Source organism: Nostoc cycadae WK-1 (assembly GCF_002897135.1).
Taxonomy (GTDB): domain Bacteria; phylum Cyanobacteriota; class Cyanobacteriia; order Cyanobacteriales; family Nostocaceae; genus Nostoc_B.
On the sequence record NZ_DF978430.1, the window covers coordinates 155,834 to 172,933 of the forward strand.

Annotated in this window: 13 protein-coding genes; 5 read left to right on the plus strand and 8 right to left on the minus strand. The window is 41.3% G+C overall.

The features are described 5' to 3' along the window. Nucleotides 1-136 precede the first annotated feature (136 nt). The 3 genes from NCWK1_RS15870 to NCWK1_RS15880 all read right to left on the minus strand — a co-directional run bounded on the left by NCWK1_RS15870 (nt 137) and on the right by NCWK1_RS15880 (nt 3,964). Nucleotides 137-2,227, minus strand: a complete 2,091-nt coding sequence (locus NCWK1_RS15870; protein ID WP_103125375.1) for an NAD(P)H-quinone oxidoreductase subunit 5 — start codon at nt 2,225-2,227, stop codon at nt 137-139. A 229-nt stretch (nt 2,228-2,456) separates the two neighbouring features. Continuing rightward, nucleotides 2,457-2,843: a thioredoxin family protein gene (locus NCWK1_RS15875; protein WP_096576842.1), complete on the minus strand. Its 387-nt coding sequence runs from the start codon at nt 2,841-2,843 to the stop codon at nt 2,457-2,459. Nucleotides 2,844-3,250: 407 nt separating this feature from the next. Further along, on the minus strand, nt 3,251-3,964 hold the full coding sequence (locus tag NCWK1_RS15880; protein ID WP_103125376.1) for an NnrU family protein: 714 nt from the start codon (nt 3,962-3,964) through the stop codon (nt 3,251-3,253). 216 nt (nt 3,965-4,180) lie between these two features. On the opposite strand from NCWK1_RS15880, the gene NCWK1_RS15885 reads away from it, so the two are divergent. The 4 genes from NCWK1_RS15885 to NCWK1_RS15900 all read left to right on the plus strand — a co-directional run bounded on the left by NCWK1_RS15885 (nt 4,181) and on the right by NCWK1_RS15900 (nt 8,783). After that, a complete protein-coding gene (locus tag NCWK1_RS15885; RefSeq protein ID WP_096576846.1) occupies nt 4,181-5,194 on the plus strand; it encodes a LysR family transcriptional regulator in 1,014 nt (337 codons plus the stop codon). A gap of 81 nt (nt 5,195-5,275) precedes the next feature. Beyond that, entirely contained in the window at nt 5,276-6,640 is a 1,365-nt protein-coding gene (locus NCWK1_RS15890; protein ID WP_103125377.1) for a serine/threonine-protein kinase, read from the plus strand. Between the two features lie 146 nt (nt 6,641-6,786). Further along, nucleotides 6,787-7,863, plus strand: a complete 1,077-nt coding sequence (locus NCWK1_RS15895) for a PstS family phosphate ABC transporter substrate-binding protein (RefSeq protein WP_245894911.1) — start codon at nt 6,787-6,789, stop codon at nt 7,861-7,863. 125 nt (nt 7,864-7,988) lie between these two features. Next, on the plus strand, nt 7,989-8,783 hold the full coding sequence (locus NCWK1_RS15900; protein WP_096576542.1) for an IS5 family transposase: 795 nt from the start codon (nt 7,989-7,991) through the stop codon (nt 8,781-8,783). Nucleotides 8,784-9,425: 642 nt separating this feature from the next. Here the strand turns inward: NCWK1_RS15900 and NCWK1_RS15905 are convergent. Beyond that, entirely contained in the window at nt 9,426-10,145 is a 720-nt protein-coding gene (locus NCWK1_RS15905) for a Crp/Fnr family transcriptional regulator (RefSeq protein WP_015114387.1), read from the minus strand. A 485-nt stretch (nt 10,146-10,630) separates the two neighbouring features. Here NCWK1_RS15905 and NCWK1_RS15910 point away from each other — a divergent pair, with 485 nt between their 5' ends. Further along, complete coding sequence (locus NCWK1_RS15910; RefSeq protein WP_340641205.1) at nt 10,631-11,335, plus strand: glutamate acetyltransferase; 705 nt, start codon at nt 10,631-10,633, stop codon at nt 11,333-11,335. A 347-nt stretch (nt 11,336-11,682) separates the two neighbouring features. Here the strand turns inward: NCWK1_RS15910 and NCWK1_RS15915 are convergent, their stop codons facing one another. From NCWK1_RS15915 to NCWK1_RS15930, 4 genes are all read right to left on the minus strand, one after another. Beyond that, a complete protein-coding gene (locus NCWK1_RS15915; protein ID WP_096576852.1) occupies nt 11,683-12,537 on the minus strand; it encodes a Cof-type HAD-IIB family hydrolase in 855 nt (284 codons plus the stop codon). Between the two features lie 412 nt (nt 12,538-12,949). Further along, on the minus strand, nt 12,950-13,663 hold the full coding sequence (locus NCWK1_RS15920) for a choice-of-anchor E domain-containing protein (RefSeq protein ID WP_096576854.1): 714 nt from the start codon (nt 13,661-13,663) through the stop codon (nt 12,950-12,952). Between the two features lie 409 nt (nt 13,664-14,072). Continuing rightward, nucleotides 14,073-16,403, minus strand: a complete 2,331-nt coding sequence (gene recJ, locus NCWK1_RS15925) for a single-stranded-DNA-specific exonuclease RecJ (RefSeq protein ID WP_103125378.1) — start codon at nt 16,401-16,403, stop codon at nt 14,073-14,075. Nucleotides 16,404-16,412: 9 nt separating this feature from the next. Further along, a complete protein-coding gene (locus tag NCWK1_RS15930) occupies nt 16,413-17,042 on the minus strand; it encodes a GNAT family N-acetyltransferase (RefSeq protein WP_103125379.1) in 630 nt (209 codons plus the stop codon). Nucleotides 17,043-17,100 lie beyond the last annotated feature (58 nt).

Sequence of the window (17,100 nt, forward strand, 5' to 3'; positions counted from 1 at the left end):
AAGGTGGGTCAACCTATACCCTAGCCTTCATCTTTGAAAGTGCTGAGTTCTGAGTTAAAAGTGCTGAGTCAAGATAGTGTCTGCGGTACTGCTTGCTAATTGCGAATTCTCTTTCTACTCAATACTCAGCACTCGGTTAGGTGATACCAAAAACGATCACTAAGCCCAAAACTGCACCAAACACAATCAAGGCATAGAATTGAACGCGACCGTTTTCTAAATATTTCAGACCTTCGCCGCTGACTAGGGTAAAAAATCCTGTCAAGTTAACAGCACCATCAACAACGCGGAAGTCAACTTCCATCACTTGTCTAGCTACACGACGTAAACCAAGGACGAAGACGCGATGGTAAATGTCATCAAAGTACCACTTGTTGAGTGATAGCTCGTACAGCGGTTTGATTTTAGCTGCGATCGCAGCTGGGTCAATTTTCCCGCGCAAATACATCAAGGAAGCTAAGGTAATCCCAATCAAGGAAATCCCCACTGAAGCCCCCGCCATAATATAAAATTCCGTCGGGTCAAACTCGGCGGCTTTTTCGAGAACTTCGCTGAGAGTTTCGTTGGGTGAGTAAATAAATTCCTCAAAGTAATTGGCAAAGGGAGTTCCCACCAAACCAATCAAAATCGAAGGCACAGCCAGCACTACTAATGGCAAGGTCATTGTCCACGGTGATTCATGGGGAGAATCGCTGTGATGACCATGAGAACCATGATGGTCTCCTGTGGCAGCTAGTTCACCGTGTTTCATTGCCCCAGGGCCAAAATTCGGGGCTGGTTCTGCGGCTTGTAGTTCGAGAATGATTGTCGATGCTTTTTTTAGCTTGTCTTTGATTTTCTCGTCGTTGCCCCGGAATTTGCCTTCAAATGTCATGAAATACATTCTGAACATATAGAAAGCTGTAATCCCAGCAGTTAGCCAGCCAATGATCCACAGAAATGGATTGGCCTCAAATGCCTTGCCGAGAATTTCATCTTTTGACCAAAAGCCGGCAAAAGGAGGCATCCCGGAGATTGCCAAGCAACCAATCAAGAAGGTTGTAGCTGTGACGGGCATATATTTCCGCAGTTTGCCCATCAGCCGCATATCCTGGGCTAAAGCGGGGTCATGACCGACAACTCCTTCCATACCGTGAATTACAGAACCGGAACCTAAGAACAGCATCGCCTTGAAGTAAGCGTGAGTCATCAGGTGGAATAAACCAGCACTGTAAGCGCCTACTCCCATCGCCATCACCATGTAACCTAATTGGGAGATGGTGGAGTATGCCAAGCCTTTTTTGATGTCGTTTTGCGTAATCGCAATGGTTGCCCCTAAAAATGCCGTAAATGCCCCAGTAAAGGCAATGACGTTCATAGCAGCAGGAACGTGTTCAAAAACAGGGTACATCCGAGCAACCAGGAACACACCCGCAGCCACCATTGTGGCGGCGTGGATTAAGGCAGAAATGGGTGTCGGGCCTTCCATCGCGTCTGGTAGCCAGACATGGAGAGGGAATTGCGCCGATTTCGCCACTGGGCCGAGGAAGACTAAAATCGCAAACAGAACGGCAAGGAAATTGCTGATTGTCCCTGATTGCACTAGTTGGGCGAGGCGGTCGCCCATGATATGAAAATCAAAGCTGCCGGTTGCCCAAAACAGTCCCAAAATACCGAGTAATAAGCCAAAGTCACCGACGCGGTTGGTCACAAATGCTTTTTGACAGGCATCTGCCGCTGACTTGCGATCGTACCAGAAGCCGACCAGCAAGTAGGAACACATCCCCACCAGTTCCCAGAATATATAAATTTGCACTAGGTTGGGGCTGACCACCAGACCCAACATTGAGGAACCGAATAAGCTCAGATAAGCGTAAAACCTTACATATCCTGGATCATGTGCCATGTAGCCATCGGTGTAAACCATGACTAGAAAGGCTACGGTTGTCACAATTACCAGCATGAGGGCGGTTAGATGGTCAATAGTGTAGCCCATGCTCAGGTGGAAATTTCCCGCTGCTGCCCATTCCAAGGTACGGAGATAAGTCGGGTGTCCTTGAATTTGACTCCATAGCAAGGCAAAGGACAAACCCATCGCTGCTCCCATCAAGGAGATAATCAACACAGCGTTGAGTTGCCGCAGGCGGTTAGTCACCTGATTTATCGAAATTAATCCCAAACCGACCAGCATTGCCCCTAATAAAGGGAACACCGGAATCAGCCAGGCATATTCATAGATTGCTTCCATCACTGACGCGTAATTTTAGAATTCTTGACTAGCTTAGGACAGTTTTGCGGCGGCTGTCCTCCGCAAGCATCTGTCCAGGTCGGAACTGTTAATAATTGTGACACACACCCCTGATGATAAAATACCCCACCCAAGGGTGATTGGGTGGGGTAATTAAGCATGGTTTTAGATTTAGCCAAAAGTCCATAGTTAACAATCAAAATTATTATCTATTGACTATTGACTTATATTATGCTGTACGACATTCTAAATCTGCCGTTTGGGGATGGTTGTATGTTTTAGAACGGTTGGTATAGGTGAGTTTGATTTCTTCTAACGCCAGACGTAAATCGTCTCTGCCACGAAAACCTTCTAGGCGATGTCGGATAATTCCGTTTTCTACTAAAAGTAAAGTGGGTAGTGACTTGAGACGATATGTGTTGGATAGTTTGAAGTTTTCATCAGCATTAACTCCCACCAATTTAATTTGCTCCCCACATTGAGATTTAAATTGCAACAATAAAGGGTGGATAATGCGGCATAAGCCGCACCAGGGTGCTTCAAAATTCACTAAAACAGGTACTGGAGATTCTAAAACTTCTTGAGTAAATGTCCGCTCACTAACCGACAACACCATGACGCCTCGAAAATTATAAGGTTTTAATATCAAACTAGCTATCAGCAGGGAGAATTGGCAACTTAGTCAGCACCTACCTATGAATAAGCATTCAGGATTAAGATGATTCAAAAATTTCTTCTGCTTTGATTTTAACTCTGATAAAAAAGCCAGCGCGATTGTCACAGTGGCATTTTGATTTTTTAACTCCTGATTGCCTCTGTGATAGAGGGCGTTGAAAATACTGTGCCATTAAATTCTCAACCAAAGTATTTGATCAGCGACTTACCACTATATGAAGATCAAACTGGCTAAGTTTACCCCCACTGACTACTAGTTGATTTGATCCTACATTGATTTGGGAGCAATTGATAAGTGGAAGTTTCTATTGACTCAGATTTTTTGTTGATAGTGGGGATCAGCAAAAATCACCATCCTATCTTACTAGTTCCTATTATCAACAGTGGATGTGACCACCACAGCAGAGCTACAAAAATTACTACTCCTAAATAAGCCGGACGGATAAATTCCTGCCATAAGATAGATTGACGACCATCAATAATTGCTTTAAAGGGAATGATGGAAGTTCTTTGTTTCACAAGTTCAAAAGCTTCGCCGTAACGTTGGGATAAACGGCGATCGCCATGCCAAACTCCAAATAAGTGATGTAATACCAATCCCAGAGATGTTACGAGGGTAAAGCTAGTTCCTAACCACAGACTATGGGCAATACACCAAATAACTTGTCCTACCATTTGGGGATGACGGGTAATTCGGATAATCCCCGTTTCGTACAGATGGACTTGGGGCTTTTGAATAGCCGCAATTTCTAGTAGATTGAAGGTGGCAGGATACAAAAACAAAAACGAAATTGCTGACAACACCCAAACGACAGCCTTTACCCCTGGTAATCCCTGTACCTGCCAAATTTGCCAGCCATCATAGCGGTGGTTAAAAAAGTAAATAATTAAGATGACAGCCAACGGTAAACTAACTAATGCAAATAAAATGCGATAAAGCCTTGCTCCTATGTGCTTCTCAGCCAATGGACGTAGAGCAGCCCCGCCGCTGTGGGCGATCGCAAAAGCAAATTGTAACCCCAACATGACAAAATGACTGGGAGTAAACCAAGGATCGGGCATCGTAGACATGGGTGAAGTTATTTAAACAAAAGTTAATACAGTACAACCAATAACACAAAGTATTCAACAGGGGACTTGAGCAAAGATGCAATATTACTGTCTTTTTCGAGTCAAGTCTTCAAGTTTTAAGATGCAATAAATCATCTCTCACTTTTTCGTGATGAAATCGGATTTATTGCCAAAGTTGCTCCTTTCAAAGTTTGTGGGTTGAGCCTTATGTCTGACCTTCCTTTCACTTTAGATCAGTTACGTATCCTAAAAGCGATCGCTGTAGAAGGGAGCTTCAAGCGTGCTGCTGATAGCCTGTATGTCTCCCAACCTGCCGTTAGTTTGCAAGTGCAGAATCTGGAACGGCAACTAGATGTTCCCTTATTTGACCGTGGTGGCCGTCGCGCACAATTAACCGAAGCAGGGCATCTACTTTTAAGTTACGGCGAAAAAATCCTCAGTTTGTGTCAAGAAACCTGTCGCGCTATTGAAGATTTGCAAAATCTCCAAGGCGGTACATTAATTGTTGGCGCTTCTCAAACCACTGGGACTTATTTATTGCCCAGAATGATTGGGATGTTTCGCCAAAAATATCCCGATGTGGCAGTGCAATTGCACGTTCACTCGACTCGGCGGACGGCTTGGAGTGTAGCCAATGGACAAGTTGATTTAGCAATTATCGGTGGTGAAATTCCAGGTGAATTAGCAGAATCTTTGGAAATTATTCCTTATGCAGAAGATGAACTGGCACTGATTTTGCCAGTCTTTCATCCCTTTGCCAAACTTGAAACAATTCAAAAAGACGACCTATATAAATTACAATTCATCGCTTTAGATTCACAATCAACTATTCGCAAGGTCATCGATCAAGTACTAGCACGCTGCGAGATTGATACCAGACGTTTTAAGATAGAAATGGAACTCAACTCCATAGAAGCCATCAAAAATGCTGTGCAATCAGGCTTAGGGGCTGCCTTCGTTTCGACATCAGCGATCGCTAAAGAATTACAAATGGGTGTGCTACACTGCTCCCCCATTGAAGGAGTGATCGTTAAACGCACACTGTGGCTGATTTTTAATCCCAATCGGTATAGATCCAAAGCAGCGGAGGCATTTAGTCAAGAAATTTTGCCGCAGTTTGCTACTCCAGGATGGAACCAAGACCTGATAAAATTATCAGAAAAAAAGCTAGTAGTTAATACATTAGATGTAGCAACACCCAGTTCCTCTGACGAGGGCTGATACTTGTCAATAGTCAATAGTCACTAGTTAAGGGCTACAGGCTATTGACTACTAACTGTGGACTATTGACTCAAAACTAACATGGAAGCTTACTGCACCCGTCCACGCTGCCCCCGCCCGAAAAACTATTTTGCCGACCTAGATGAAGCGACAACCTTAAAAACAGCGCAGCAAAAATACTGTGCTACCTGCGGAATGCCACTCATCCTTGATGGTAGATACATGTCCACCAAATTGCTGGGTCGGGGAGGATTTGCTTCCGCCTTTCTTGCACGCGATCGCCGTATTCCAGGAATTCGTGCCTGTGTAGTCAAACAGTTCCAACCTGCGGAAAACATCAGTGCCAATCAACTGCGAATCGCCCAACAACTATTTGAAAGAGAAGCAGATGTCTTAGCCGAAATTGGCAGAGAACACGAACAAATACCAGAACTATACGCTTTTTTTCAAATTACTGTTCCTGGCTTTAATCAGCCAAATCACGAAGAACAGTTTTTTTACTTAGTACAAGAATATATTGATGGGCTAAATCTTGAGGAAGAACTAACGCAAAAGGGTAAATTTTCTGAAGCAGAAATTTTATATGTGTTGCAAGAAATCCTGACAGTACTCAAGTTTGTCCATGATAAAAGTATTATTCATCGAGATATCAAGCCTTCTAATATCATGCGCCGCCAAGATGGGAAACTATTTCTCTTGGATTTTGGTGCAGTTAAGCAAGTCACAAATGTCGCAACAGGTGCGGTTGCCGCATCCACAGGAATTTATTCAGCCGGATTTGCACCCCCAGAACAAATGACTGGGAATCAAGTATTTCCCTGCACCGATTTATATGCTTTGGCTGTGACTGCTGTTACCTTGCTCACAGGTGAACCAGCCACACAGTTATTCGACCCATTGATTAACCAGTGGACATGGCGATCGCATGTGAATATTAACCCCCACCTAGCTGATGTTTTAGATAAAATGCTTTTGCCTGCGGTCAGTCAACGCTTTCAATCAGCAGAGGAGGTGTTAAAAGACCTTTTTCCTCAGTTCATACCCCCAACAACTCTGGGAAACACACCACCTCAACCCCAGGTAATACATTCAAATTTCGCTTTTTCTACTAGGGAGTTATTATCAGGGGCAGCTGTTAGCGGCTTTGAAAGTGCATTAATTGCGATCGCTCTATTTAGCCTCATCCCATTACCCATAATCGTTGTGATGATCACAATGGTGATTTTGGGTGTCATCATTTTTGCTCAAACTCGACGCTGGATTAAAACCACAAATTTGTTAATTGTTGCAGCAATTACCTTTGCGATCGTTCTTTTCATTCCTTCCTTGCAAGCAGGAATGGATATTCAACAAATAGTCATACTAGGACTTGCTGGCAGTTTAATAGCTATTGCCGTTACAACACTATTTCGACTTGTATATAGATTTTTATCTATGATGTTTTAAATAAAACCAAGCACATTTCTACTTGTCACCTACAGCCAGTAATTTCAGGAATTAGATCGAGGTATTGTGTAGCATATTTCGTACCAAAATAATTGTACCTAGAGAATTAGAGTTTAACGAAACTTTAACCTAGAGTTACCCATAAAATGAGAAATTACTTTCAAGGGAAAAAAACCATACAACCAACTATGACGCAACAACATAGAACTAACGAAACTAAAGTTTTGGTTCTAACACTAGCAATCACCTTGGGACTAGTGGGTGGTTTGTTGTGGTGGTTTTCTCACAGCTATGGCATAAAAGCTGGTTATTTTAATAGAACACGGGTAGACACACCAAGTACTGATACTTTTTCCCAAGTACCCAATGTTCCCACAGGATTATTTAGTTATGGGGGTAGTACTACTTGGGCCCCCATCCGTCAACAAGTAGATTCAGCAGTAAAAATTGTTTGGCCTAGATTTCAACTACGCTACACCGAGCCGATAGAAGCTGCACCCGGTTCTGGTACAGGAATTAAGATGCTACTAGGTAATCAGTTAGCATTTTCTCAGTCTTCCCGCGCCTTGAAACCAGAAGAAAACGAACAAGCAAAACAATTGGGATTTACAATCAAAGCTGTTCCAGTAGCAATTGACGGAATTGCGATCGCTGTTCACCCGAATCTCAATCTGCCTGGATTAACCCTCGCCCAGCTAAAAGATATCTACACAGGTAAAATTACTAATTGGGAGCAATTAGGCGGAACAAAGCTACCAATAACCCCATACTCTCGCCGTCCAGAAGACAGCGGAACTATCGAGTTTTTTGATGAGAACGTTCTAGGTGGAGAAAAATTTGGTAGCAATGTGCAATTTATTGATACTACAACTAATGCCTTAAAAGAAATAGCCAAAAACCCTGGTGCAATTTACTATGCCTCAGCACCAGAAGTAGTTGGACAGTGTAGCATCAAGGCTTTACCACTAGGACGACAGCCAGACAAATTTGTTGAACCTTACAAAAAACCTTATATTCCCTTAGAAAAATGCCCGCAACAGCGTAACCAACTGAATACAGAAGCATTTCAAACTGGTGAATATCCCATCACCAGACGTTTATTTGTCATTGTGAAACAAAATGGACAAAGTGATCAGCAAGCCGGAGAAGCTTACGCCAATTTGCTGCTCACAAATCAAGGTCAAGAATTAATTGCTAAAGCCGGATTTGTCAGACTGCGCTAATCAAGATTGGCGATTTATCGCAGTCCAAGCATAAATTAGGTCTATGAGGATGTTTGAAAAGTCAAAAAAAGCTCAAGTAACAATATTCTGTCAGTAGATAAAAAAGCGACAGCGTTAATTGAGCCATGTTTAAATCATACCCAAGTGACCTCACCTCGGAACAATGGGAATTACTGTCAACTCTGCTCCCACAAGAAAACCCAGCTTGTCGTCCTCGTTGTGTTGACCTACGGGCAGTCATGAACGCGATTTTCTACATTTTGTGTGCAGGTTGTGCGTGGCGGATGCTACCACATGATTTTCCAAACTGGCAAACCGTCTACTATTACTTTCGCAAATGGCGTTTGGATGGGACATGGGACAAAATGAACCATAAACTCCAACAATGGGTACGAGTCTGTGAAGAGCGTGAACCCAACCCCAGCGCAGCAATCATTGATTGTCAGTCTATAGAGAGTGGAACAATGGTGTCACAAGACGTTGGTTTTGATTCAGGCAAGTTAGTCAAAGGACGTAAACGTCATTTTCTCGTGGACACTCTTGGATTGGTGTTGATGGTCGTAGTTACATCAGCGTATGAATCTGACCAGGCTGGGGCAAGAAAATTATTTGCGAAAGCAAGCAAACAGATTAGCCATCGCCTGACACGGTTAGTTTGTATTTGGGTTGATGCTGGGTATCAAGGTGAGGGGTTTATGAAATGGGTTATGGACACCTATCGATGGATTTTAGAAGTTGTACGTCGGCCGACTGCGGCTAAAGGGTTTGTTCTTCTACCAAGACGTTGGGTTGTGGAGCGTAGTTTTGGTTGGTTTAATTGGTGTCGTCGGTTAAGTAAAGACTACGAAATCTTACCACAGACCCATGAAACATTTGTACAGGTCGCAATGATTCGGTTAATGCTTAAAAGACTTGCTTAATTGATTCCTTTAATACTTTCCAAACATCCTCTATGTTGATTATTAAAAGTCTGAAACATACTAAATTTAACGCCGTTTGCAACTTTTTTCTCAAACCGAGTAAATTTATGTTCAGTACTTTGCTACGTACAGGCAAAATTGACAATTGGAGCCTAGGGTTAGGCTCCAATTGTGTGAATCAACTGTATTTCCACTGCACCACTGATAACAACAAGATAGACAATTGCACTGAAAAAGTCTTGGGTAATCAATACTTTCGACTCTAATTGTGAGTTTTTTCAAGACCACCCAAACTTTAGATAAAGTTGGCTGATCTTTATTACTGGAATCTACTACGCTTTTGCCTTAAACAAGCATTATCTTTATGGTTCAATTTAGTTCCTGCTGTTGAAAGGCAAACAAGATAATTAATAAGTTCTCTACCAAGAACTATTATTTTTGCCTTGTGAATATCTTGTACAAGAAACAAACTTCACACAGAGGCTTTTTTATCTAGAAACCACCCGATTACGCACAATCTGTTTGTGGTGGTCAAACAGATTGGTCAAACACAACAGTAAGGAGGTGTTGCTGCGCCAACTTACTGATGACTGATCGGGGTCAAGTTCTCATAGATGCCATGACAGGAACTCTAAAAGCGTCTTAGCTGGCTCTATTAATTGATTCTGCTGGCAAGCAAATGAGATTATCTCCTTGAGTGAGGATTAAACCTCTTTGACGCAATTTGCCCATTAAGCGGGTAACAGTTACACGAGTAGAGCCAATCGCGCTACCAATTTGGGCATGAGTTAGAGGGAAAGGCAAACAATAGCCTCGAATCACATCGGGATCAGTTTCACTCATCGCCGGTTCACCATATTCCTCAATCAATAATGTGAGGAATCCTAAAAGTCGGTCAATTGTGCGTCGTTGGCCTAAAGCACTCAGCCACAACAATTTACGTTGATGCTGATACCTAAAGGCATCCATAACTTCGCGCCGGAAGTGAGGCCAATTATCTAAATCGTGCCAGTACATCCATAACACCGCAGTTTGGTCAACGTGCGCGTATGCCTGGAGGGTGAATGGTGACTGAGCCACAATTTCAAATGGTTGTCCTGCTCCCACAAAACCCAAGAAGGCTTCTTCTGGAGTTCTGTTAATGCGTCGAGATGTTAGCTGACTGGCAGTAGCACTAACTTGAGCAGTACCTACCATACGGATCGCACCTCTTTGCACCAAATACAGCAATCCAGGTCTAGCTGGAATGCGCTCATCTTTGCTAAAGGTGCGGCAACGATAGTGTTCTTGAGCCCAATCAAGAATACGTTGCCAAGTCAAAAAAGGGCGTGATGCCTCAGAAAAGGAGGATGGAGATTGCATAGGTAACAAAGAGCGTTCGGCTGAAGACAAAGACGTTATAAAACAAGGTGCAAGGAGTGTCTTTGTGTTGACGGGTAGGCTTAACGCCTAACAGCGCCAGCCATCCAAAGAGTAGAAAGCAATTTCGCCCCTACTCTTTTGTTATACTTCTTACTGTACAATGATGGTAGTAAAGTTTACTTACTATTCATAGAATATTTATTAAATTTTATGCTCTTCTCATTTTCCTTTATATAGATAAAACTTATATCTAAAGAAAGATGACAAGCCACTGTTAGAGAAATAATCAAAAGATATTCTTATCGTATTTAGTGCAGAGTCAGTCAATAATCAGCAATTATTCGTCAATTAAGCAGTTACTATATGCCTTGTTGTTTAATACACTAAGTGAAAGTACACAGGTAGAAAAAAAGCAGTTCATAGAATTTAAAAAAAATCATCTATATAAAGATAGAGATAACAGCAAAATTTTGTATATCTCAGGAGTGGCACAGCAGTTATCAAAATCTCATAATTGCACCGCTATGGATATAGCCGATAGTATCAGATCTAAATTATCGGCGACCAGTGGCGACGTTTGTCAGGTCAAAATTGTTCCACCCGGTTGGATTTATTTAGAATTAACTCCTCCTTTTTTGGCAACTTGGTTACAACACCTGGTGATGGGATGCTTGGGACAAGACGGAAAGATGGGAACAGAAAAAATAAACTCAAAATTTAAAGACCACAACCCTGCAAATATTTTTGTTGTTCAATACTCCCATGCACGCTGTTGTTCATTAATATTGCTAGGTCATCGAGAGGGATTAATCAAACTGAGGGAACCTTTACCAGATAATCATCCTGCATTTGGGCAGCTATTACCTCAACAGCCAATACCTTGGTTGAATCATGACAAGCAACTTTGGCTCAATCTCTCAACTGAGAAAGATTTACTTGCTCAGTTAGTACAAGTAGTGGACAACTTGGCATGTGCGAGTAATAGTGATGCAATTAACTGGCAAAAAGCAGCTTTGAAGTTGAGTCAAGCGCTAGAAAACTTCTGGTGTCAGTGCCGCATTTGGGGTGATGTAAAAATTTATTCACCTGAACTAGCTCAAGCTCGGTTAGGTTTGGTGATCATTACTCAACATTTGTTGAGATTTTTGCTAGTAGAAAAACTAGGAGTTACTGCTCCGTGGGAACTGTGAACTTTTATCGTTGCCTAAAACTCACAAATTCAAAGGAGTTATCCCAATTCACCAAAATCTTGATACACATACAAAAACTGGCATGACTCAATAATTTATTGAAGTTATAAAGTTGAATTTTCCAGAAACAGCTACGCGATTTTGTTAGAAATAAGCGTGGTATTCAATCAGTAGTGTTTCTGACAAGAAATATAACAATTTTTATCGTAGCTATTGACCCATGAAAGTAGTTCGACTATACTTTCAGTTGTGTGAGGAGCGAACCAGCAAGAACACCGAGACGAAACACGGCCAGTCGTCGGTGTTCTTTCTGATTTCATGATGTACAAAAGCTTAAATAGCAATCTTTAAGAGAGTAGAAATTTTTTGATTGCGATCGCGGCTCCATCTTTTTCTACACTAGGAGCTATCCACTGAGCGATAGCTTGCACGTTTTTTGGTGCATTACCCATCGCTACACCAATCCCAGCATATTCCAACATTTCTACATCATTAAAGTTATCACCAATAGCCATCACATTGTTTCTTTGTAAACCTAGAAGTTCTTCTGCAAAATAACGTACAGCCGCCCCTTTGTTGACAGCAGGATTTGTGGCTTCAAAAAAGGTAGCAACAGAAGTTGTTAGGTAAAGTTCTGCGGGTGTGTACTGACAGCGCAAATTTCCCAGTAACAGATCAATCGCTTCTGTGTCATCACACAAAGCTAGAATTTTTGTTGGTTCATGTTCAATTAAGATTTGGCGCAAATCACCCACAGCAATTGGGGTAATTCCAGATCGTTGTGCATAAATTTTGGTTTCTCTGGTTAACTCCCGCACATAAAGTTCATCATTAACGTAAAAGTGGATAGAAAGAAGCGATCGCCACTGGGGTTGTTCAAAATAGTCTAGTAGTTGGTGGGCTAGTTCTTGAGCTATAGGCAAATGACGATGTATTTTCTGGTTGTTTGGGTCTTGAATCCAGGCTCCTTGATAAGCTGCTAATGGCAGGTTAGAGCCAATTTCTTGGTGGAAGCGTAAGGCGGAACGATACATACGCCCAGTAGCAATTGCGACATGAATTCCTTTAGCTTGGGCTGCGGCGATCGCTTGTTTGACAGGTTTGCTTAAGGAATTAGATTTTCCTGCGATCGTACCATCTATATCTAAAACTAGTAACTTAATATCTTGTGTAGGTAGAGCTTGATTTTCAGGCGATGCCATATATGTAAATTTTTAACCTGTGAACTTCCAGTATGAGGGTAGCAGGCATTGGCACAAGATGATTCAGTCTAGGCGTTGCAATTGTCAACTAAAATGTAAGAATTTATTACTCAAAAGTCAGAATCATGAATAAATCGGGAGTCTCCTAGATCAAGATTTTCCTATTCTCATAGTACTGATGATCAAACTCTAATTAATTCTGACTTCTGTATTCTGCACTCTTACCCCAAAATAAAAAACCCAGACTTATTGTCCAGGTTTTTCACAGTTAAATCAAATATGATTTTGACAGTAATAATCGGCATGAAGAGCAGTCTAACAAATGCACACCTTTGTAACTATGAAATGTGCTTTTTGGTATTTAATTGGTAGTAGATTAAATCAGGTGAGAAAAATCATCCATTTCAACCAATTAGTTAGACGCTTTGAGCCAGCTTTTTTTGCGTTGGGACATTAAACCAATTCCTGCTACTAAACCAAGACCAATTGCAGCAGAAGGTTCGGGTACAGCTTTGGGATCGTATTCGTAGGTGACAGTTAAACCTGCGGCAGCGTATGTATTAATGCCATAGGAAAAATTACCTGAACCTTTAACACTTGAGGTTGCATCTGCAAAGAACTTAAAGTCTGCTGTTCCTGCGCCAAGAAAATATTGGAAAAATTCGTCGGTACTATCGATTGTTTTTGTTTGTGCTAGAGTAGCACTCAGCCCATTAACTTGCTTGCTAGATTTGGCAGCGACGGTATAATTATAAGACTGTGTTGGGCTGATGTTAAAGCGCTCTACACCTTCTGGTAGTTCCAATCTCAAATTACCTGCAAAATTGACCAGAACATTAGTAGCTTTGTTGCCTGTGTTGTTAAAATTCGCATCTCCCTTCAAGTTACCGAGAAAATCTATCGTTACACTTTTGAGAGTACCTAGTTTTGAGTTGAACTTTTGAACGCTGATTGTATCGTCGATATCTGTTTTATAGTAACCATCAGCTGATGCTGCTTCATCTGTAGGTTTGTATTGGTATTGAGTAGAGTAAGAGAGTGAAGCTGCATTTGCTGCGCCTGCGGTGGCTACGATACCTGCTAATGTGGTAGCTGCTGCTAGAGTTTGGAATAGTTTTGTTGTCATGGGAAATTGGGAAATTATCTTCTCAAACTGGATAAACGCAAGATTGCTACATTATTTCTAACTCGTAGTTTTTGGTTCTCGGCTTGCTAAATTTACCGAAATTTATGTGAAGCTTTGATTAGGAAAAAACTCGGATAAATCTAGCTTTGAGAACTATATATAAAGTTGTGTTAAGGTTAACAAATTAGATGGGGACATTGGTTGCACCTCCTTGACCCCTAAAAACTATCAAAAGTTTTTCCCCATAACAACTACATTTAACTCAGCAAATGCTCAGATATGAGGTAAATTTCCTATACATCAAGTTATTTATTAAGGATATATGCACTATTAGTATGATGAGCGTATAAGCTAGTGTGAATCGTTAAAATTTAAAAATTCTATGGGTGTAATTAGCACTATCTATGATTTAGAAATGAAAAGGTCTATTAACGATCGCCACAATAGTAGATAAAGGTACTTCAGAAAAATACTGTTGCTGAAATTGTTCTTCGCTGACTGCGGCTAAAAATTGAGTGACGGCTGCATCCGCTAGGTTGGCGGAAATTGTTTGGGGATTTTGGCTAATTTGTAAAGAACGGTCTTGTCTTGTGACGATAAATCCCCAATATTTTAAAGCTTTGATGCCTAACAGTAAGCTTTGGTTGCCTATGCTTAATTTTGCTAGTAGTTGTGTGCGGGTAACTAGTTGTTGTGTACGACTCAGATATTTAGCTATGCCAACTAGAGTCTGCCAAATTTCTTGGGGTGGTTGTAGGTGAGGTTTAGACCAAGCCAGGGCTAATTTTTGATGATTGTAAAGAGAACGTTGCCACCAAATGCGTACTTCATCCCAGCTAGTAGGGCATTCTTCGAGGATGAGTGGTGAGTGGGATGTGGGAAGTACTGAGTATTCTTGGTTGCGCCAGTCGAGAATTTGTGTTGAATATTGTTGATTGAGTTCTGAGTTAGCACTGGGGCGGACGGCGATTAATCTAATTTCATAGCGTTTTTTGAAACTGTTGTAATCTAGCTCGACTATGCAATCAGATTTACCTATAGGTAATTCATCTTTATAATGTCCCCACCACACACCTGGAAAAGGATTTTTAGTTGATTCATCCCGAATGTCAAAATCTGTTTTAATGTACTGTACTTTTTTTCCTTGCCAGTCTTGCTGATTGCGATGCCAAGCGTTTTCAAACCAGCAGTTTTGGATGAGTAGTTTTGGGACTGGGTTTCCCATACCGCAAGGTTCTAGCAGTTTCAGTTCTAAAAATAATTCTTTGCTTAAGTCTGCTACGGTAACTTTTAAATCTGCTTGAACTGTAGGCATCAATTCTGTACTACCCAAAGATTGCCGCAACTGCTGATTAATTGCTTGGGTAAATAAAGGTATATTTTCTACTGGTAGACTCAAACCCGCAGCATAGGGATGTCCGCCAAAACGATGTAATAAATGTGCTTGGTCTTTGACTAGTTGATATAAATCAACAGAATTGATGGAACGGGCTGAACCACGGGCTAGAGGAGTGGAGTTATCCAAACTCTCTTCTGTGCTTAACAAAATTGTGGGACGGCCTGTTTCTTGGGCTACTTGTCCGGCGACTAAACCTAACACGCCGACTGGCCATTGGGGATCTTCGAGAACGATGACGCTGGTAGTTGATAAATCTAATTGGGTGAGTTTTTGAGCTACTTGGGTTTGCACATCTTTTTGTAATGACTTGCGGCGAGTGTTGGCAAGTTCTGTCTCTTCAGCCAATTGATTGCAGTGTTTGGCATCACGGCTGGTCAATAATTCTACACAAAAACTTGCATCGCCTTGAATGCGGCTGACTGCGTTGATGCGCGGCCCTAAACCAAAGGAAATATCTGTGGGGCGATCGCCACTTTTTTGGCACAATTCTAATAATCGCCCTACACCTGGCCTGCGTCGCGCTGTTGGTGGTTGTTTAAAGTCTGTTTGTAAGCGTTGAATTCCCAATTGCGCTAAATACCGACAATCTCCCTTGAGTTGTACCAAGTCGGCAATTAACCCCACTGCTACTAAATCTAATAAATTTTCTAGCGCATCTTGCGGTACATTGGGCAGAGTTTGATAAAGTGCTTCTACCAACTTGTAAGCTACTGCTACCCCAGAAAGATGAAATAACGGATGTTCGCTTGGTAAATAACGGGGGTTAATAATTGCTGTAACTGGTGGACGTTGGGCGGGTAAGGTGTGATGGTCAGTAACAATAACATCTATACCTAACTGTTTGGCATAAATAATTTCATCAATATTTGTGCTACCCGTATCACAAGTAACTATTAATTTAAAATTTTGTTTTGCTAAATTCTCAATTCCTGAATTATTCAGTCCGTGAGATTCTCTGAGGCGATTGGGAATGTAATAAGTTAACTGTGTATGTTGCTGAAAAAATTGCCCCAACCCGTCCCATAACACGGCAGTGGAAGTGATACCATCAGCATCAAAATCTCCCCAAATAGCAACTTTTTCACTAGTATTACGTGCTTGCTGTAATCTTTCTATTGCTAGGTGCATTTCTGATCCAAATTCAAAAGGACTAGCAGGTTGATAGGTTTGATAGTTAACAAAAGCTGCTAGTTGTTGAATATCTTTGATACCTCTTTGCCACAATAATTGTGCAGCATATAATCCACTTGATGCAGGTATGTAAGGGTTTACTGCGGCAATAAACCAATCTGGTGGTTGTTCAGTTGGTGCTAAAAGCCACTGTGTTTGGTCATTAGTCATTTGTTATTTTTATTCTTCAGTTTTTATAGGTTCATTTACTAAAGGATTGAGGACTAATTCATTAGCAATACCGTCCGATTTTCTTGGACGAATTGTCGGACGCGATCGCCTGTAACCTGCTCTTTCTGCTTTTTGATGTTCGTAATCAATTAGTCTGCCATAATGCGGATGTTTACTTAAATTCATCGACAAGAAAATATGTTGCCTGATGTTACCAAATCCTTTACGATTAAAAAATTTCACTGCGGCTACATTGGTGGGATCAGTATCTACTAACATGAATCTTGCCCCATCTTCAATCATCCGAGCAACGACTTTATCAACTAATTTGTCTGCTACGCCTTGACGCTGATATTTTGGGTTAACGCCTAGCCACAAAATATAACCATAAGTCCAAGAGGCTTTAGTAATAATAGTTCCTAAAATAAATCCTGCTAGTTCTCCATTTGTTTCAGCTACTAAGCAATATTCTGGATCTGTATTATAAAGTCCTATTACTTCCCATTCATCCCAAGTACGGTATAGATATGGATATAAATCGCTTGTAAATAATTCTTCGCCCAAATGGTATATGGGAGCGATATCATCAATGCCTAATTCACGAACATAAATTGAATCGCTTTCGTCAAAGTTAGTCATAATTTAATATTCAAAACATGAGATTTTAAAAATATGCTAAATATAATGTACTTAGTTA

Bases quoted from the DNA above. Each gene is read 5' to 3' on its own strand.
- NCWK1_RS15870 (WP_103125375.1), bottom strand. From the start codon at position 2,227: ATGGAAGCAATCTATGAATATGCCTGGCTGATTCCGGTGTTCCCTTTA.
- NCWK1_RS15875 (WP_096576842.1), bottom strand. From the start codon at position 2,843: ATGGTGTTGTCGGTTAGTGAGCGGACATTTACTCAAGAAGTTTTAGAA.
- NCWK1_RS15880 (WP_103125376.1), bottom strand. From the start codon at position 3,964: ATGCCCGATCCTTGGTTTACTCCCAGTCATTTTGTCATGTTGGGGTTA.
- NCWK1_RS15885 (WP_096576846.1), top strand. From the start codon at position 4,181: ATGTCTGACCTTCCTTTCACTTTAGATCAGTTACGTATCCTAAAAGCG.
- NCWK1_RS15890 (WP_103125377.1), top strand. From the start codon at position 5,276: ATGGAAGCTTACTGCACCCGTCCACGCTGCCCCCGCCCGAAAAACTAT.
- NCWK1_RS15895 (WP_245894911.1), top strand. From the start codon at position 6,787: ATGAGAAATTACTTTCAAGGGAAAAAAACCATACAACCAACTATGACG.
- NCWK1_RS15900 (WP_096576542.1), top strand. From the start codon at position 7,989: ATGTTTAAATCATACCCAAGTGACCTCACCTCGGAACAATGGGAATTA.
- NCWK1_RS15905 (WP_015114387.1), bottom strand. From the start codon at position 10,145: ATGCAATCTCCATCCTCCTTTTCTGAGGCATCACGCCCTTTTTTGACT.
- NCWK1_RS15915 (WP_096576852.1), bottom strand. From the start codon at position 12,537: ATGGCATCGCCTGAAAATCAAGCTCTACCTACACAAGATATTAAGTTA.
- NCWK1_RS15920 (WP_096576854.1), bottom strand. From the start codon at position 13,663: ATGACAACAAAACTATTCCAAACTCTAGCAGCAGCTACCACATTAGCA.
- recJ (WP_103125378.1), bottom strand. From the start codon at position 16,403: ATGACTAATGACCAAACACAGTGGCTTTTAGCACCAACTGAACAACCA.
- NCWK1_RS15930 (WP_103125379.1), bottom strand. From the start codon at position 17,042: ATGACTAACTTTGACGAAAGCGATTCAATTTATGTTCGTGAATTAGGC.